This window comes from Ruegeria sp. BI12 (assembly GCF_056537985.1).
On the sequence record NZ_JBQFSL010000004.1, the window covers coordinates 171,714 to 189,629 of the forward strand.

The window sequence follows — 17,916 nt, forward strand, 5'->3', positions numbered from 1 at the left end:
TCGTTGCTGCCACAGTGGCGGTTTAAGAATCGTTAACGGTGCGGGTCATTTCGGTGAATTTTGGCCAGGCTCCGGGATCAGCGACAGTTTTGTCCCGGCAGAACGAATTACAGAACCCCCAGCGTTGGCCGTCGAGTTCAAGAACTGCAGTAATGGCTTTGCCGGAATAGGGGCAGGTTTCATTGATTGACGTCGTGCCATCCACCGCCTTTGCCTGCGACGTGCCGCCGATTGGCCAAGGTTCTGATTGCAAATCCATTGGGTAGGGAAATGGGTCGTATTCGACCGTCAGTCCCATCGCACGCCATTGGCGGACAGGTCCATCTGACAGCAACTCAAGACAGTATTCGCGACTGGCATCAGACACGGGCAAGCCGTAGCCGATGATCCGCGCCGCGACTGGTGTGTAGAACACATCAGCCAGCGAATAGCGACCGAACAAAGGACCGGCATCCGCGCCTGACACATCACGGGCATGAGCCCACAAGGTCTCGATCCTTGCCAGATCGGTGCGCGTCTCAGACGAGGGAACGAACCCTTGCCAACACTGTTTGAGTTGCATCGGACACTGCCCGCGCAATGCGCCAAATCCAGCTACCATTTCCGCGCAAAGCCATCGCGCGGTGGCGCGCGCGGCAGGATCTTCGGGCCACAACCCGGCTTCCGGATGCAACTCGGCCAGCGTTTCCGCCATCGCCAGACTTTCCCCAACCACGGTGCCGTCAGGCAATCGCAGGGCAGGGACAAGGCGGGCAGGGGCGAGAGGTTTCATATCCTCGGCCATGGTGTCCGAATAAAGGCCGATCATATGGGAACGATAGGGCAGACCGAACTTTTCCAGCATCAGCCAACCACGCATAGACCAGCTGGAAAACAAGCGGTCTCCGATAAACAAATCATAAGTCATGCGGCAAGGATGGCGTGGCAGACCCGTTCAGTAAATCAGTGATTTGTGCGCGGTTGCATCACGGAAGATGATTGATCCGCCCAACGGACCAGTGTTTTCCGTTGTGCGTGATGTCGGTAACCGAAAGGTTGTCGATGCGATGGCTAAAGGCTTCTTGCGCGTCGACGTCCAGCGCCCTTTGGACCTGTGTCAGGATCACGCCAAAATGCGCCACGACCACGATATCGCACCCGCTGTGGCGCGCGATCAGTTCGTCAACGGCTGCGTTGACGCGTCCGCGAACCTCGTTCCAGCTTTCCCCGTTTGGGGGACGTACGTCGCCGGGGTTGTCCCAATATGCGAATGCAAGCTCGGGGTCTTCGGCCTCGATCTCTTTGAAAGCACGCAGCTCCCACGTGCCGAAATTGATTTCGCGCAGCGCGGGTCGATGCGGTAGGCGCTGGCGGTTGCCCTGTATGGCTGAGGCGGTATCTGCGGCCCGGCTCAGATCAGAAGAAACAACAAGTGCCGTGGCGGGTAGGTGGTCATGCAAGCGGGCAACGGCTGCCCGATCGCTTAGATCGGCGGGAAGGTCGGACCAACCGACCATCGTTTTGGCATGAGTTGGGCCGTGACGCACGAGATGCAGACGTGTCAATCCAGTTGTCCCTTCAAAACCATTGGCAAGCCGGCCGTGACCTGCACCACCAGGTCGGCCTCGGCGGCCAACGCGATGTTCAACCGCCCCTGCGCCTCGCGGAATCGGCGGGATAGCGCATTGTCCGGGACGATCCCGTGTCCAACCTCGTTCGAGACGATTACGACCTGTGAGGAACATAACCGTAGGGACTGCAAGAGCGCGCTTTGCGCCTGTTCCAGATCGTTTTCCGCAAGCAAGTGATTAGTCAGCCACATGGTGGCGCAGTCGATCAGACAAACAGAGTTTGGGGACAAATCCGCCAATGTCGGGCCAAGGTCAAACGGTGCCTCGATCGTCTTCCAGCCTTCGCCCCGTTGAGAAATATGGCGCTGAACCTTACCTCGCATCTCATCATCAAACACTTGTGATGTCGCAAGGTAAACTCTCTTTTTTCCTGATGAAACAACAAGATGTTCGGCAAAAGCCGACTTGCCCGAGGCCGCGCCGCCCAACACAAAGGTTAAATCCGGACTCACGATAATTACCTTCCATGTGATCCACCCGGTTTTGTTTTGCGTATCGTTCATAGGTCGGCAAAGCAACCCCGGCCCGCGCCTGTGAAAAGGGGAGATTTCAATGGCACTGGACAATGCGAACGACTTCTCGATGTCCCGGAGGGCAATGAAAGCTGAACTTCTGGATGCGGAAACAGAACTGAAGTTGGCATATGCGTGGCGGGATAACCGTGATGAACAGGCCCTTCACCGGTTGATCACAGCCTATATGCGTCTGGCTATTTCAATGGCGGCCAAGTTCAAACGCTATGGCGCGCCGATGAATGACCTCATCCAAGAGGCGGGTCTGGGCTTGATGAAGGCCGCCGACAAGTTTGATCCCGATCGGGGCGTGCGGTTTTCGACCTACGCGGTCTGGTGGATCAAGGCGAGCATTCAGGACTACGTGATGCGCAATTGGTCCATGGTTCGCACCGGATCCACATCTTCGCAAAAATCACTGTTCTTCAACATGCGACGTGTGCAAGCCCGGCTGGAGCGGGAGGCCGCGACCGAGGGTATGGATCTGGACCGTCATCAATTGCATCAGATGATTGCCGCAGAGATAGGCGTTCCGTTGCGAGACGTGGAAATGATGGAAGGCCGTTTGTCCGGTTCCGATTTTTCGTTGAATGCCGTTCAATCGGCTGATGAAGACGGCCGGGAATGGATAGATGCGCTGGAAGATGAGCGCGAACAAGCTGCAGAGGCGGTCGAAAACAGTCACGATACTGAGCAATTGCGTGAATGGCTGGTGACGGCAATGCAGGCATTGAACGATCGCGAAAGGTTCATTGTCCGCGAACGCAAGCTGCGCGAACCTGCCCGCACGCTGGAAAGCCTTGGGCAGGAACTGAGTTTGTCAAAGGAGCGCGTGCGTCAGCTTGAGGCTGCCGCTTTTGTGAAAATGCGCAAGAACCTTGAAGCTCAATCGCGTGAGGTGCAACACTTCATCGCATGAAACATCTTGCGATTCTGCTTTGTGCACTGGTGGTTATGGCCAACCCTGGCCATGCCGATGACCTGATACCTGACGACGTTGTGTCCGCGATGACTTCAGCGGACGTCGTCATATTGGGTGAAATTCACGACAACCCGCAGCACCACATTGTTCAGGCCGAGGCGTTGAAGGCAATCAATCCCTCGGCGGTTGTCTGGGAAATGGTGACTGAAGAAGGTGCTCAGAGATTGGCGGATAAGGCCGTCTCTGATCCAGAGGAGCTTGCCAGGATTTTGAAGTGGCTCGAATCCGGCTGGCCGCCCCTTAGCATGTATTATCCGGTATTTCAGGCGTCGGACGCGCCGGTGTATGGTGCGATGGTTCCCCGCGCGGCGGCGCGAGCAGCCATGGAACGCGGCGCGGCCACAGCGTTGGGCGCAGATGCCGCGCGCTACGGTCTGACTGTCCCACTGCCAAGGGATGAACAGGCGGCGCGCGAAGCCGATCAATTGGTGGCTCATTGCAATGCGATACCCGAGAACGCTTTGCCGCAATTGGTTGCAATTCAGAGGCTGCGGGACGCGGTTCTGACCAGAGCCATACTGCAAGCGGTGGATGATACCGGCGGTCCCGTTGCCGTGATCACTGGCAATGGTCACGCTCGCAAGGACAGGGGCATCCCAACTTTTTTGTCACGTCTGCGCCCCGGCTTGAAGGTTTTCGTGTTGGGCCAGTCCGAGGATGGTGTTGTTGACGGTGTGTTTGACGCAGTTATCGACAGCCCCGGCATTGAGCGTGAAGACCCCTGTCTGGCTTTTCAGACACAGAATTAACCGCTGGAACTGTCCGTTGGCCTTCCCTAATGTCGGGCCGACCGGTACGGGAAGGGCACAACATGCTGGCATCGAAACGCATTCTTTTGATCATCGGCGCAGGGATCGCGGCCTACAAGTCGCTGGATCTGATCCGGCGACTGAAAGAGCGCGGTGCCTCAGTGACACCGGTTCTGACTGGCGCGGCAGAAGAGTTTGTAACCCCGCTGTCGGTCTCGGCACTCGCCGGAGAGAAGGTATACCGCGACCTGTTTGACCTGACCGATGAGGCCGAGATGGGCCATATCCAACTGTCGCGGTCCGCTGATCTGATCGTAGTCGCACCGGCCACGGCGGATATGATGGGAAAGATGGCTGCAGGTTTGGCCAACGATCTGGCTTCGACCTTGCTGATGGCGACGGATACTCCGGTTTTGTGTGCGCCGGCGATGAATGTCCGGATGTGGGACCATCCCTCGACACAACGCAACCTCAAGCAATTGCAGGCAGATGGCATACGCTTTGTCGGCCCCAATGAGGGTGACATGGCCTGTGGCGAATACGGTCCAGGCCGCATGTCTGAACCGCTGGAAATTGTGTCCGCAGTCGAGGCACAGCTTGGTGACGGCCCTCTTAAGGGCAAGCGTGTTCTGGTCACTTCGGGCCCGACCCATGAACCAATTGACCCGGTGCGCTACATCGCAAATCGATCGTCCGGCGCGCAAGGTACTGCGGTGGCACGGGCGTTATCTGCGCTGGGCGCAGACGTGGTTTTTGTCAGCGGCCCTGCCGATGTTCCGCCGCCCGATGGTGTGCAAGTGATCCGCGTGGAAACCGCTCAGCAGATGTCTGATGCAGTGGATGCTGCAATGCCAGTGGACGCGGGTGTCTTTGCAGCTGCAGTTGCGGACTGGCGCATGGCGACGGCCTCGGACAAGAAATTGAAGAAAAGCCGCGATGGTCTGCCGGTGCTGGAGTTTGCCGAGAACCCGGATATCCTCAAACGCGTGTCGCGGCTGGATGCAGGTCGGCCGTCTCTGGTGGTTGGTTTTGCCGCAGAAACCGACAACGTGCTGGAACACGCCACCGCAAAACGTGAGCGAAAAGGCTGTGATTGGATCGTCGCCAATGATGTCAGCCCGGCGACCGGCATCATGGGGGGCTCGGAAAACGCGGTTACCCTGATCTCGGACGATGGGGCAGAAGAATGGCCGCGTATGGACAAGGATGCCGTGGCGCAACGTTTGGCGCAAAAGATCGCCGACGCTTTGACAAGCTAAACAAGAGGTGCAGTGATGGTAGCAATTCGTGTGATCCGCGAAGACGGGGCTGATCCGGCCATCGCTTTGCCCTCTTATGAAACGACCGGAGCGGCGGGGGCGGACGTCCGGGCGAACCTGCCCGATGGTGCGCCGATCACGCTGAAGCCGGGGCAGCGTGCCTTGGTTCCCACCGGGTTGCGGATCGAAATTCCGAACGGGTACGAAGTGCAGGTTCGACCCCGATCCGGCCTTGCATTGAAACACGGGATCACCTTGCCCAACACGCCCGGCACGATCGACAGCGACTATCGTGGTCCGTTAGGTGTAATATTGCTAAATGCGGGCCAGGAAAGCTTTGAGATTGCGCATGGCGAACGCATCGCGCAATTGGTTGTTGCTCCTGTCATGCAGGCGACGTTTGAAGCTGTTGAAGCGCTCAGCGATACAGATCGCGGTGCCGGCGGTTTCGGCTCGACCGGACGCGGCTGATGTTTCTGGTTCTTATCCTTGCTGCCGGTCTGTGGGGCATTGGGTATATGGCCGGCGTGTCCCGAACTGCCCGATCCGTATCGGTCGGTGTTTTGTTGATAGGGGTACTGGTCATTCAGTTGACCTTACCGGACGGGCACCCGCTGCGTGAGGCAACCGGCGGGTCCGCGGCCTTGTGGTTGATCCTGGCTGGTACGGTGGTTCTGGTTCTGATTTACGGCAGGGTGCTTAATGCGCTGCGCAATCGCGCTGCGCCACAGTCAGCCGAGGAAACCGCGATGCCATCAGACAAGTTCTCTGAGACCGAACTGGAACGCTATGCACGCCATATCGTCCTGCGTGAACTTGGTGGGCCGGGGCAAAAAAAGATGAAACAGGCCCGCATTCTGGTTGTCGGTGCGGGTGGGCTTGGCGCACCTGCTTTGCAATACCTTGCCGCGGCCGGTGTGGGTACGATCGGTGTGATCGACGACGATATTGTTGAAAACGCCAATCTGCAGCGGCAGGTGATCCATCGCGACGCTGATATCGGGATGCCTAAAGTTTTCTCTGCCCAGCAGGCCATGCAGGCTCAGAACCCAAACGTCGTTGTACTGCCTTACCATCGCCGCCTGACCGATGAAATCGCAGCGGACCTGTTCGACGATTTTGACCTGATCCTCGACGGGACCGACAATTTCGAAACGCGCTATTTGGCCAATCGTACTGCGGTGGCGCTGGGTAAGCCGCTGATTTCGGGTGCTCTGTCACAATGGGAAGGTCAGCTAAGCGTCTTTGACCCGGCCAACGGTGCCCCGTGTTATCAGTGTATCTTCCCCGAGGCCCCGGCCCCTGGCTTGGCCCCATCTTGTGCCGAGGCTGGTGTCATTGGCCCGCTGCCCGGCGTTTTGGGCTCGATGATGGCGGTTGAGGCGATCAAGGTAATCACGGGCGCCGGGCAGGCGCTGCGCGCAGAAATGCTGATTTATGACGCACTTTATGGCGAAAGCCGCAAGATTACCCTGATGCCACGTTCGGATTGCCCCATTTGCGGAGAAGAAGACGCGTAGGGCAATCGTCGCGCCAGTATTGCAGTAGAATTTCGATGTATTGCAGGCACCGCCTCTGGACCATTCCACCCCGCCTCCCTAGCTTGACCAGCAAAGGAGATCCGCATGACCAATCCGATCCTGTCCGACTGGACCACCCCATTTGAAATCGCGCCATTCGCCCGGATTTCGGATGACGATTTCGCGCCTGCTTTGGAACCGGCGATGGCAGCCCATAACGCGCAGATCGACGCGATTGCAAACAACCCCGAACCAGCCAGTTTTGCCAATACAATCGAGGCACTTGAAGCGGCCGGAGAGCAGATGGACAAGGTATTGTCTGTCTTTTTCACGGTTGCAGGGGCTGACAGCAACCCGGCGCGGGAAGAGCTGCAGCGTGCATTTTCGCCCAAACTGTCGGCGCATTTTTCAGGGATTTCTTCGAACAAAGCACTGTTTCAGCGGGTTGCGGACCTGTGGGCGCGCAAGGATCAGTTGAAGCTGACCGATGAACAAGCCCGCGTTCTGATGTTGACGCATCGTGGTTTCGTGCGTGCAGGTGCCGCATTGGATGGCGACGATGACACCCGCATGCAAGAGATCAAGTCGCGCCTTGCCTCGCTGGGGACTTCGTTCACACAAAACCTTCTGGCGGACGAACGGGAATGGTCAATGGACTTGTCCGAAGATGATTTGGAAGGGTTGCCGGAATTCGTTGTGGATACGGCACGGGCTGCCGGGAATGAGAAGGGGGCTGATGGACCTGTCGTCACTCTGTCCCGGTCGCTGATCGTTCCGTTTCTGCAATTCTCACCCCGCCGCGATCTGCGAGAGAAAGCGTACCGCGCTTGGACAGCACGAGGGGCCAAAGGCGGCGACACGGACAACCGCGAGATTGCGGCCGAGATCCTGAGCTTACGCGAAGAGCGGGCCAAGCTTTTGGGCTATTCCAGTTTCGCGGACTACAAGCTGGAAACCGAAATGGCCCGAACGCCAGACCGTGTTCGCGATCTGTTGATGCAGGTTTGGGAACCGGCAAAAAAGCGGGCGGACGCGGATGCAGAAATCCTGACCACCATGATGCAGGAGGATGGCGTGAATGGTCCGCTCGAGGCTTGGGACTGGCGCTACTACGCCGAAAAACGCCGCAAGGCCGAACATGATTTGGATGAGGCAGCGCTTAAACCTTACCTGCAACTTGATCGCATGATCGAGGCTGCCTTTGCCTGTGCTAACAGGCTATTCGGGTTAGAGTTCACCACGCTGGACGTGCCGCTTTATCACCTTGATTGCAGGGCTTGGGACGTGACGCGCGACGGGCAGCATATTGCGGTTTTCATTGGCGATTACTTTGCGCGTGGGTCCAAGCGATCGGGCGCATGGTGCAGCGCCATGCGGGGTCAGGCAAAGTTCCCCAAGGAACAGGCCCCAATCGTGATCAACGTCTGCAATTTCGCCAAAGGTGACCCCGCGCTGCTGTCGTATGACGATGCGCGCACGCTATTCCACGAGTTTGGCCATGCCTTACATCAGATGTTGTCCAACGTGACCTACGAAAGCATCTCAGGTACCAGCGTTGCACGTGATTTCGTAGAACTTCCCAGTCAGCTCTATGAACACTGGCTGGAGGTACCCGAGGTCCTGGCGGAATTTGCGACCCATGCTGAAACCGGTGAGCCGATGCCTCAAGACATGCTGGACAAGGTATTAAAGGCGGCGAATTTCGATCAAGGGTTCCAGACCGTGGAATACGTGGCCTCGGCACTGGTTGATCTCGCGTTCCATGAGGGCGCAGCACCATCTGACCCGATGGCAAAACAGGCCGAGGTACTGGCCGGTATCGGAATGCCAAAAGCCATTGGTATGCGCCATGCGACACCGCATTTTGCGCATGTCTTCGCGGGCGACGGCTATAGTTCTGGCTACTACAGCTACATGTGGTCCGAGGTCATGGATGCAGACGCATTTGCTGCATTCGAAGAAGCCGGCGGAGCCTTTGATGCGGAACGGGCAAAAGCCCTAGAGGACAATATTTTATCCACAGGCGGGTCCCGCGAAGCCGAAGACCTGTATCTTGCGTTCCGCGGACGTTTACCAGGGGTTGAAGCGCTGTTGAAAGGCCGCGGGCTAGTCGCGGCCTGACCGGATCAGTAGCCCAGGTGGCGGTCAACGAGATGCAGGAAGGGCTTTCCTTCCTCGCCTCGGATAATGTTCTCACAGATCACCTGAGCTGCGGTCGCCGGGCGGGTTTCCGACGCGATATGCGGCGTGACCGTCACGTTGGGATGCGCCCAGTAGGGGTGTTCTGACGGCAGGGGTTCCACGCGAAACACGTCTAGCGTGGCGTGGCTAATGTGCCCCGAATCCAACGCGGCCAGCAGCGCATCGTCGTCGATCAATGGTCCGCGCCCGGGGTTGATGATCCGCGCGCCCATGGGCAGCAAGGCCAGAGTGTCCGCATTCAATGCATTCACCGTCGCCGGGGTATCGGGCAACAATAGAACCACGATCTCGGCACTAGATAAGGCGGTACGCAAGCCGTCAGTGCCGTGCAGGCAGGTCACGCCGGGGATGTCCTTTGCGGTTCTGCTCCAACCCGTGACTTTGAAATTCAGCGCGGCCAGCGCCGTTGCGGCGGCTTCTCCTAATGCACCAAGGCCCAGCACACACACATTCCGCTCGCTGGCGAGCGGCGGGGCGTCAGGTGTCCAGACACCGTCCTGCACCGTGATATAGCGGTCCATGCCCAGATGATAGCGCAGCACCTGACCGACGACCCATTCCGTCATGCCGTGCTTTAGCCCGTGGTCAACCATTCGCGCCAGCGGAACGGTCAGCGTTTCATTGCCCGCAATTTTCTCAACTCCTGCCCAAAGGCTCAGAACCGCCTTCAATCGTGTGTAGGGTGAAAAATCCAGCAGCCCGCTTGTTGGTGCATAAACGACGTAGTCGACCTGATCAGGCTCAAACTCAGTTGTCAGACGGAAGTCCAGATCGGCCTGCGACAGCCCTTTTGTAAGTAGAGGTTCATACACCGGCCATTGTTCTGGGCGCGCGGAAAACAGGACGTTTACGGGCATGAGGGGCCTTTCAATTTAGCGGGGGCGGTGAATATGCGCGCTTTGAACAATGCCGAAGGCGGCCATTAGAACCAGCATGGCGGACCCTCCGTAGCTGACCATCGGTAGTGGCACACCCACAACCGGGGCAAGGCCCATGACCATTGACATGTTGACCGCGAAGAACAGGAAAAAGTTCAGAGCGACGCCCAAGGTGACCAGCGATGAGAACCGGTCTTTGGTCGCCAAAGCAGTGACCATGCAAAAAATGATGATCAGGGCATAAAGGGTCAGCAGAGTAATGCCGCCGACAAAGCCGAATTCCTCGGCCAGCGTGGTAAAGATGAAGTCGGTGTGTTTTTCGGGCAGAAAGTTCAGGCGCGATTGCGTTCCTTGCATGAATCCGCGGCCGTTCCAGCCACCCGACCCCAGCGCGATTTTGGACTGCGTGATGTGATAACCAGCCCCAAGTGGATCGGTTGACGGATCAAGAAAGGTGTCTATTCGACGGAACTGGTAGTCCTTGAGAAGCTGCCATTCGGTGCCCCTGCTGTTGAACACGGTGGCAATCAGGCCGACTACCGCTGCGATAACGGCGGCGAAATAGGCCCAGTGAACACCTGCCAGAAACATCAGGCCACCGCCCGCTGCCAGCAAAAGGATCGAAGTGCCCAGATCGGGTTGCTTCAGGACCATTGCCGTGGGGATCAGGATCAGGACGACCGGAATCAAAACCCAGAGCGGGCGCGATGTTTTGTGAGAGGGTAGCCAGTCGTAATATGCCGCCAGCACCATAACCAGCGCCACTTTCATGACTTCGGAAGGTTGCAGCCGCATGAATCCAAGGTCGATCCAACGTTGCGCACCCATGCCGATGGTGCCAAAAAGTTCCACGAATACCAGAAGAACGATCGCGCCAAGATAGGCCACAACCGACATGTTGCGCCAGAACCAGATTGGTACCAGCGCGATGATGAACATAACTGTCAGTCCCAGTCCGAACCGTTCAATCTGCGGCTCGGCCCAAGGCATCCAGGATCCGCCCGCAACCGAGTACAGCATCAGAAACCCGGCGCTGGCTACACTGATCAGCAACAGCGTCAGCGGCCAGTTCATGTAGAGGAACTTGCGAAACCCCGTTGGTGTGGATTTGACGGCGTACTCGAGATAGCTCATGCGCGGTCCTTTTCATCGGGTCGCGCTTTGGGGCGGCGGTCGCCCTCCAGCCGTTTTTGTTGTTCCTTGATGCGCTCACGATCTGCTACCGGGTACGCTTCCAGCGGCGGGGTACCGTTGTACAACGCCTGCAACATGATGTCCCGTGCGACAGGAGCCGCTGCTTTGGATCCGCCGCCGCCATGTTCCACCACCACTGCAACCGCGTATTTCGGGTTGTCATAGGGCGCAAAGCTGACGAACAACGCGTGGTCGCGCCGTTCCCATGGCAGGTCTTCGTTGCGGATCACGCCAGCTGCGCGTTCCGCCTTGGTAATGTTGCGTACCTGACTGGTTCCGGTTTTGCCGGCCATGCGGAATTCGTCTTCGATTATCCGGCTGCGATAGGCGGTGCCACCCCTGTCGTTTGACACCGAGAACATCGCTTTGCGCACCTGTTCCAGATTGAACGGATTTACGTCTAGCGGCTCACCCGCGCCAGATGGTTCTTCGATGCCGTTGACGGATCGCACCAAACGCGGCTTCACGGCCCGGCCAGTGGCGATCCTTGCCGTCATAACTGCAAGCTGCAGGGGGGAGGCCAGCATGAACCCTTGCCCGATCGAGGCATTCGCGGTGTCGCCCACCAGCCAACCCTCACCGTGGACCCGCTCTTTCCATGCCTGATTGGGGGCTAAACCAGCTGCAACTGCTGACATCGGGATGTCGTGTTTTACGCCCAGCCCGAACTTGCGCGCCATGTCCGAGATTTTGTCGATGCCGGTGCGCACCGCGACATCGTAGTAATAGACATCGCAGCTGCGTTTCAGTGACAAATTAAGATCCACTGTCCCATGTCCGCCACGTTTCCAGCAGTGGAAACGGCGGCTTCCGACCTTCAGGTGGCCAGGGCAATAGACGGTGTTGCCGGGGCCAACAACTCCAGCTTCAAGCGCGGCTAGCGCGGTGATCATCTTGAAGGTTGAACCGGGCGGATAAGTGCCCTGAACCGTTTTGTTTGCCAGCGGGCGGTATTTGTCTTCAGTGAGTGTCCGGTAATCCCCAACCGAAATCCCGCGCACAAAAAGGTTCGGATCGAAACTGGGTGCAGAACTTATGGCCCGGATATCGCCGGTTTCACAGTCGATGACGACCGCGGCGGCGCTTTCACCGGCTAGGCGCGCTTGGGCGTATTGCTGCAGGTCCGCATCTACGGACAGCTGCAGATCAGCCCCGGCCTCGCCTTCTTGCCGGTCAAGTTCGCGCATGACACGACCTGTGGCGTTGACCTCGACACGCTTTGCGCCCGCTTTGCCGCGCAATGTGATTTCCTGCTTGGATTCCAGTCCGACCTTGCCGATCTGGAAACGCGGAATTCGCAATACTGGCTCGGGGTCTGTGATCTGGCTGAGGTCATAGTCACTGACCGGCCCTACATAGCCGACAACATGGGCGAAATCCTCGTATCGGGGATACTGACGAGCCATTCCGACTTCGGGCGTAACGCCGGGAAGGGCGGGCGCGTTGACTGCGACTTTGGATATGTCTTCCCACGTGACCTGATCGGCCAGGGTGACAGGCAGGAACGGAGCAGACCGGCGCATTTCAGTCTTGGCGCGATCAATCTCTTCCTGAGTTAGCGGGATAAGGTCTGAAAGCTTGGCGATAACTTTGTCGACATCGCCGGCATCCTCGCGGACCATCACGATACGATAGGACTGCGTGTTCTGGCCGATGATTTGACCGTTCCGATCATAGATGCGTCCGCGCGTTGGGGGGATCAAACGGATGTTGATACGGTTTTCTTCGGCCAGCAGGCGGTATTCGTCGGCCTGATCGACTTGCATAAAGCGCATTCGAGCGGCCAGCCCGCCGATAAACGCAGCTTGCAACCCGCCAACGATCAACGCGCGGCGGGGTAGGCGTTTGTAGGCCAAGCCTTGAGCTTTGGGGTTGCGTTGCTTCATGCCCGGGCCCCTCTTGTGCCGGGATCAGACACAGATACCCGCCGTACACCCAGCATGTTTTGGCTGAGAAAAACGATTAAAGGATAGACCGCAATTGTCAGAACAACTTGTATCACCACAGGACCCAATGCCGCTTGCTGTACAGATACAATAGCAAGAATGACACGGTTCAAAACAAAAACTCCAGTGATCACTACGGCAGCTGTTGTCCATTCAGCCATAAACCCGGAATCACGCAGTACGAACGCAGCCGAGCGCAGATAAGCGGCTCCCAGGACCACAAGCGCGGCCAAAAGGCCCGGTGGCCGCTGCAGAAGCAAATCCGCCATCAACATTACCGCCGCAACCAGAAATATGGGAACGTACTCCGGTCTGCGGAGAACCCAAGCGAACGTAAGCGCGATCAACAGATCCGGAAACGGCCAGCGATCCGGCTGCGTGTTCAACGGCAGAAGATGCAAAAACATGATTACTACCGCCAAGAATACAAACAAACTGCGTTTGATCCAAAGATGCGTGGTTTGCTTATCCATCGCCGACCTCCGGCGGGGTCAAGGCAGCCTCTGGTTGCCGTGGACCCACGATACCGCCGGGATCCGAGATCACAGGGGCCGAATGGAATCTCAAAACCCGAAGGAACTCAAGCCGTTCGAAATCTGCCGACAAACGCACCCGCAAACGTCCGCCGGGGTCTTCGGTGATTTGTCCGATCAGCAGCCCGCCTGGGAACACACCCCCATCGCCGGAGGTCACAACGCGATCGCCCGGACGTACCAGTTCGCGGTTCTCGAGGAACTCCACCGAAGGGGATTGGGTGTTGTCGCCGGTGATCAGGGCGGTTTGGCCAGACGGTTGGATCGTGGCCGGTATAGCGCTGGATGCATCCGTCATCAGGATAACGCGCGCTGTGTCCAGGCCAACGCCCGAGATGCGGCCGACCACGCCGATCCCATCCATTGTTGCCCAGCCGTCCCTGATCCCATCTCTCTCGCCGACATTTAGCAGAACCGACTGACGGAAAGGTGAGCCGCTGTCGGCCATGACCACACCGGTGATATAGGTCAGGCGAGGATCCAGCCGGACATTGTTCAGGTCCAGAAGCCGGGCATTTTCCTGCTCCAGCTGCAACGCGGCCTCTTTCCAGGCGCGCATGATGCGCAACTCGCTGCGCAATTCCTGGTTCTGGTCGCTCAGCCGTTGATAGCTTTGGAAGTCGCGGACCAGGTTTACGGTGGCGGTGACTGGAACCATAGCCCATTCCATAGACGGCACGACCCTGTCTACGACCTGTGCGCGAAACCGTTCTACGCGGGGGCTGTCGATCCGCCAGATCAGGAAGATTCCCAACAGGAACAACACAACAATCCCCAGCAGCAGGCGGCGCAAGGGGGTTGTGTATTCATCGCGCTGTGATCGGTCTTTTGCCACAGGACTCCTTCCCGTGCTGCTCGTGCCGAATTTACCCTATGTGGTTAAGGGTGCGCGCCTTAGCTTTCGTAGTCAATCGCGTGGCGCAGTTGTTTTTCGTATTCCAGCGCCTTGCCGGTGCCCAAAGCCACACAATTCAGGCTTTCGTCGGCAATTGACACGGCCAGGCCGGTCTGTTCGCGCAGGGCAAGGTCCAGATCACCCAACAGCGCACCGCCGCCGGTCAGCATCACGCCCCGGTCCACGATATCCGCCGCCAGATCGGGCGGAGTGGTTTCCAGCGCGGTCATCACCGCCTCGCAAATCTGCTGGACAGGCTCAGACAGCGCCTCGGCCACCTGAGCCTGGCTGATCTCAATTTCCTTCGGGACGCCGTTCAGCAGGTCGCGACCCCGGATGTGCATCGACTGGCCGCGGCCGTCGTCGGGCATGCGCGCAGTGCCGATAGTAGTCTTGATACGTTCGGCGGTGGATTCGCCGACCAGCAGGTTCTGCTGACGGCGCAGGTATGAGATGATGGCCTCGTCCATCCGGTCGCCGCCAACGCGGACCGAGCGCGCGTAAACGATGTCACCCAGCGATAAAACGGCCACCTCGGTTGTACCACCACCGATATCGACGACCATGTTGCCGGTCGGGTCGGTGATGGGCATTCCTGCACCAATCGCGGCTGCAATAGGTTCGGCAATAAGACCGGCGCGGCGCGCGCCAGCGGACAGAACCGACTGACGGATCGCGCGCTTTTCAACAGGTGTCGCGCCATGAGGTACGCAAACGATAATTTTCGGTTTCGAAAACGTCGAGCGTTTGTGCACTTTGCGGATGAAATGCTTGATCATTTCTTCAGCAGTATCAAAGTCGGCAATGACGCCTTCGCGCATCGGGCGGATCGCCTCGATCGAGCCGGGGGTTCGGCCCAGCATCAGTTTGGCGTCTTCACCAACGGCCAGAACCTTTTTAACGCCGTCTTTGACGTGATAAGCAACGACAGAGGGTTCAGACAGGATAACACCGCGCCCCTTGACATAAACCAGCGTATTTGCCGTTCCAAGGTCGATAGCCATGTCCGCTGTGAACAGGCCGCCCAGATTGCCAAAGATCCCCATGTTTCCCCTGATCCTGTATGTCGGTTTTTCTACTGCCCGCGACTCGACGGTTCCGGGACGGATGACTTATAGGGTGCCAACTCGCCCGGTAAAAGGGCTGATTCCGCGGCAATCAGCACCTTTCCGCCTTAATTGCAGGGACTTTAGAAGGCATCATGCTCTCATATCAACATATTTACCACGCCGGTAACCTTGCGGACGTCCATAAGCACGCAATTTTGGCAGAAACGCTGGCCTATCTTACTCAAAAGGACAAACCGCTAAGCTACATCGAAACCCATTCGGGGCGGGGGCTGTACAAGCTGGACTCGGATCAGGCCGTTCAGACGGGTGAAGCGGCAGCAGGAATCGAACGTGCGTTGACCGAAGGCTGGTTTGACGCCGATCATCCCCTGAGCCGAGCCATTGCCGCTGTACATGACCGATACGGCACATCCGCATATCCAGGGTCGCCTTTGATTGCGGCGAACCTTTTGCGCCCATACGACAAGATGCACTTTGCCGAATTGCATCCGCAAGAATACCGAGCACTGTCCGACGCATTGATCACGTCTGACGCCCGAACCTATCGGCAGGACGGCTTTGAGCTGGCCCAATCTTTGCTGCCCCCGACACCGCGCCGTGGCGTATTGCTGATTGATCCAAGCTATGAGATCAAATCTGATTATGACCGAATGCCCGGTATAATCGCCTCGTTGAACCGGAAATGGAACGTCGGTGTCATTGCGTTGTGGTATCCGATACTGGCCAATGGGCGGCATCAGGGCATGCGCGACGCTTTGGAGAAACGGGATTTCCCCAAAGTTTTGCATCACGAGGTGCGCTTTCCGGCCGCACGTGAAGGGCACGGTATGGTTGGTTCGAGCATGTTTGTCGTGAACGCGCCTTATGGTCTGAAGGAGTCCGCTAAAACGCTGGACGGCTTGTTCGGCAAACTTCGTTGAAGAAAAACCGGTAATTACACGGGATTTTGCCTGAGAGTGAACTTCTCAGGAGCAAATTCTGATGCCACAGCAATGTCTTTGCTGGAAGGTCCCGCTTTTCTGATGCCAGGATCTTGATTTTTAATATTGGCTCCGTAAATAAGTTGTCACATATGACAGCGAACGGAATCGGATTACTTCGATGGACTTTCTAACCCGCCATATCAGTGACTTTCACCTGAGTTACTGGGAAACTTTGATCAACGACTGGTTCTTTGTCTTCGCAATGGGCTTCCTGGCCTTCGAATTGGTCCGCTATGCAGTCGTCAAAAAACTGAACTGGCAGATGATGGGGGATACCGTCACCAACTTTATCACGCTGGTTTTCTTCATCGGAATCAGCTTTGTATCATTGGCCGGGTTTTACATCGGTGCATATGTCTGGGCTTCGCAATTTGCCGTGTTCGACATTCCGACGACATGGGCCTCGTTCATCATTGTGCTGATACTTGCAGACCTTGCTTACTACTGGGAGCATCGAATCCTGCACCGGATCAACTTCCTTTGGGCTACACATTCGGTTCACCACAGCTCGCCCTTCTTCAATATCTCGGTCGCCTATCGCCATGGCCCGCTGGATGGCTTCTGGCCGCTGTTCTTTCACATTCCGCTGGTTCTTTTGGGCTTTAACCCGTTCATGGTGTTGATCGCAGAACTGCTGGTGCAGCTGTATCAGACGATCCTGCATACCGAAGTTATCAAAAAGCTGTGGCGGCCGATCGAGTATATCTTCAACACGCCGTCGCACCACCGCGTTCACCACGGGTCCAACCCGAAATACCTGGACAAGAACTATGCCGGGATTCTGATCATCTGGGATCGCATGTTCGGTACGTTCGAGGAGGAAAAGGAAGAGGTGGTTTATGGCCTTGTCAAACCGATCGACTCGATCAACCCTTTCGTCGCTTTCCTTCACGGTTTTGCCCGTCTGTTCAAGGATGTCTGGAATATGCCGGGGTTCAGCAACAAGCTGGGTGTTTTCTTCGGACCGCCGGGCTGGCAGCCAAAGAACGGTCGGAAACTGAACAAACCCGCCAAGTAACTCGAGGGAGTGTAAAATATGCCAAGCAACACTCAACGCATCGTGGCGGCCATTGTAACAGCAGGTTTGTTTGTCGGTGGTGCTTGGGTCGCCTCGGGGTTCACCACGGATATTGACCAAGCAGCGGCTTCGACCGCGGAGGCTGCGCAAAACACGGGCCTGACGGTCAATCTGCACGGTGCGCGCAGCAACAAGGGCAACGTTATCGTCATGGCGTTTGATCAGGCGGCAGCGTTCGACAACATGGATTACACCAAAGCAGCCGGGTATCTTGAAGCGCTTGCCTCTGATGAACCGGCCCGGTTCGATTTCCCCGATCTGGAAAGCGGGTACTTCGCTGTTATCGCCTTTCACGACGAGAATGGCGATTACGATCTGAACTACGATGCGAATTATTTGCCGACCGAGGGATATGCAGTGTCCGGGCTGAACGACCTCTACGATACGCCGGTGTATGAATATTCGCTGATCGGGACGGAAAAGCCAGTCGATCTGACCTTGTTCTATTGGCCGTAATCTGGCTGGAGATGAATGAGAGAGGGCGGTCGACAATCGACCGCCCCTT

General features: G+C 57.4%; 18 protein-coding genes. 9 read left to right on the forward strand and 9 right to left on the reverse strand.

Going from position 1 to position 17,916, the window contains the following annotated elements:
• Nucleotides 1-22: 22 nt before the first annotated feature.
• From ACR0AK_RS22120 to cobU, 3 genes are read right to left on the reverse strand one after another with little or no spacing between them, the layout of a single operon-like run.
• Complete coding sequence (locus ACR0AK_RS22120) at nucleotides 23-907, reverse strand: glutathione S-transferase (protein ID WP_480795006.1); 885 nt, start codon at nucleotides 905-907, stop codon at nucleotides 23-25.
• Between the two features lie 58 nt (nucleotides 908-965).
• On the reverse strand, nucleotides 966-1,544 hold the full coding sequence (locus ACR0AK_RS22125; protein ID WP_480795007.1) for a histidine phosphatase family protein: 579 nt from the start codon (nucleotides 1,542-1,544) through the stop codon (nucleotides 966-968).
• Nucleotides 1,541-2,062 carry a bifunctional adenosylcobinamide kinase/adenosylcobinamide-phosphate guanylyltransferase gene (gene cobU, locus ACR0AK_RS22130; protein WP_170562888.1) on the reverse strand — a complete coding sequence of 174 codons (522 nt, stop codon included), beginning with the start codon at nucleotides 2,060-2,062 and terminating at the stop codon, nucleotides 1,541-1,543. The genes ACR0AK_RS22125 and cobU overlap by 4 nt, the downstream gene beginning before the upstream one ends.
• Before the next feature lie 100 nt (nucleotides 2,063-2,162).
• Between cobU and ACR0AK_RS22135 the strand changes: the two genes are divergently transcribed.
• The 6 genes from ACR0AK_RS22135 (at nucleotide 2,163) to ACR0AK_RS22160 (ending at nucleotide 8,753) form a co-directional block, all read left to right on the forward strand.
• Nucleotides 2,163-3,041 (forward strand): RNA polymerase factor sigma-32, encoded by an 879-nt coding sequence (locus ACR0AK_RS22135; RefSeq protein ID WP_480795008.1) that lies wholly within the window; start codon nucleotides 2,163-2,165, stop codon nucleotides 3,039-3,041.
• Entirely contained in the window at nucleotides 3,038-3,853 is an 816-nt protein-coding gene (locus ACR0AK_RS22140) for a ChaN family lipoprotein (RefSeq protein WP_480795009.1), read from the forward strand. Before ACR0AK_RS22135 ends, ACR0AK_RS22140 begins: the two co-directional genes overlap by 4 nt.
• A 62-nt stretch (nucleotides 3,854-3,915) precedes the next feature.
• Nucleotides 3,916-5,112, forward strand: a complete 1,197-nt coding sequence (gene coaBC / locus ACR0AK_RS22145; RefSeq protein WP_480795010.1) for a bifunctional phosphopantothenoylcysteine decarboxylase/phosphopantothenate--cysteine ligase CoaBC — start codon at nucleotides 3,916-3,918, stop codon at nucleotides 5,110-5,112.
• Between the two features lie 15 nt (nucleotides 5,113-5,127).
• Nucleotides 5,128-5,583 (forward strand): dUTP diphosphatase, encoded by a 456-nt coding sequence (gene dut / locus ACR0AK_RS22150; RefSeq protein ID WP_480795011.1) that lies wholly within the window; start codon nucleotides 5,128-5,130, stop codon nucleotides 5,581-5,583.
• Nucleotides 5,583-6,632 (forward strand): HesA/MoeB/ThiF family protein, encoded by a 1,050-nt coding sequence (locus tag ACR0AK_RS22155; RefSeq protein ID WP_480795012.1) that lies wholly within the window; start codon nucleotides 5,583-5,585, stop codon nucleotides 6,630-6,632. Before dut ends, ACR0AK_RS22155 begins: the two co-directional genes overlap by 1 nt.
• A gap of 105 nt (nucleotides 6,633-6,737) precedes the next feature.
• Entirely contained in the window at nucleotides 6,738-8,753 is a 2,016-nt protein-coding gene (locus tag ACR0AK_RS22160) for a M3 family metallopeptidase (RefSeq protein ID WP_480795013.1), read from the forward strand.
• 5 nt (nucleotides 8,754-8,758) lie between these two features.
• Here ACR0AK_RS22160 and ACR0AK_RS22165 read toward each other — a convergent pair whose 3' ends face one another.
• Genes ACR0AK_RS22165 through ACR0AK_RS22190 form a run of 6 tightly spaced genes read right to left on the reverse strand, consistent with a single transcriptional unit; the run spans nucleotide 8,759 to nucleotide 15,326 of the window.
• Entirely contained in the window at nucleotides 8,759-9,691 is a 933-nt protein-coding gene (locus ACR0AK_RS22165) for a 2-hydroxyacid dehydrogenase (RefSeq protein ID WP_480795014.1), read from the reverse strand.
• Nucleotides 9,692-9,706: 15 nt separating this feature from the next.
• The gene (gene rodA, locus ACR0AK_RS22170) at nucleotides 9,707-10,846 is read right to left on the reverse strand and encodes a rod shape-determining protein RodA (protein WP_170562915.1); all 1,140 of its coding nucleotides are present in this window, start codon (nucleotides 10,844-10,846) and stop codon (nucleotides 9,707-9,709) included.
• Nucleotides 10,843-12,792, reverse strand: a complete 1,950-nt coding sequence (gene mrdA / locus ACR0AK_RS22175; RefSeq protein WP_170562918.1) for a penicillin-binding protein 2 — start codon at nucleotides 12,790-12,792, stop codon at nucleotides 10,843-10,845. Before mrdA ends, rodA begins: the two co-directional genes overlap by 4 nt.
• Entirely contained in the window at nucleotides 12,789-13,325 is a 537-nt protein-coding gene (locus ACR0AK_RS22180; protein ID WP_170562921.1) for a rod shape-determining protein MreD, read from the reverse strand. The genes mrdA and ACR0AK_RS22180 overlap by 4 nt, the downstream gene beginning before the upstream one ends.
• Nucleotides 13,318-14,220: a rod shape-determining protein MreC gene (gene mreC, locus ACR0AK_RS22185; RefSeq protein ID WP_480795015.1), complete on the reverse strand. Its 903-nt coding sequence runs from the start codon at nucleotides 14,218-14,220 to the stop codon at nucleotides 13,318-13,320. Before mreC ends, ACR0AK_RS22180 begins: the two co-directional genes overlap by 8 nt.
• 59 nt (nucleotides 14,221-14,279) lie before the next feature.
• A complete protein-coding gene (locus ACR0AK_RS22190) occupies nucleotides 14,280-15,326 on the reverse strand; it encodes a rod shape-determining protein (RefSeq protein WP_039523195.1) in 1,047 nt (348 codons plus the stop codon).
• Between the two features lie 155 nt (nucleotides 15,327-15,481).
• Between ACR0AK_RS22190 and ACR0AK_RS22195 the strand changes: the two genes are divergently transcribed.
• The 3 genes from ACR0AK_RS22195 to ACR0AK_RS22205 all read left to right on the forward strand — a co-directional run bounded on the left by ACR0AK_RS22195 (nucleotide 15,482) and on the right by ACR0AK_RS22205 (nucleotide 17,867).
• Nucleotides 15,482-16,270, forward strand: coding sequence for a 23S rRNA (adenine(2030)-N(6))-methyltransferase RlmJ (locus ACR0AK_RS22195; RefSeq protein WP_480795016.1), 789 nt, complete (start codon nucleotides 15,482-15,484; stop codon nucleotides 16,268-16,270).
• A 181-nt stretch (nucleotides 16,271-16,451) separates the two neighbouring features.
• Complete coding sequence (locus ACR0AK_RS22200) at nucleotides 16,452-17,351, forward strand: sterol desaturase family protein (protein ID WP_480795017.1); 900 nt, start codon at nucleotides 16,452-16,454, stop codon at nucleotides 17,349-17,351.
• An 18-nt stretch (nucleotides 17,352-17,369) separates the two neighbouring features.
• Nucleotides 17,370-17,867, forward strand: coding sequence for a DUF2141 domain-containing protein (locus ACR0AK_RS22205; protein WP_480795018.1), 498 nt, complete (start codon nucleotides 17,370-17,372; stop codon nucleotides 17,865-17,867).
• Nucleotides 17,868-17,916: the final 49 nt, after the last annotated feature.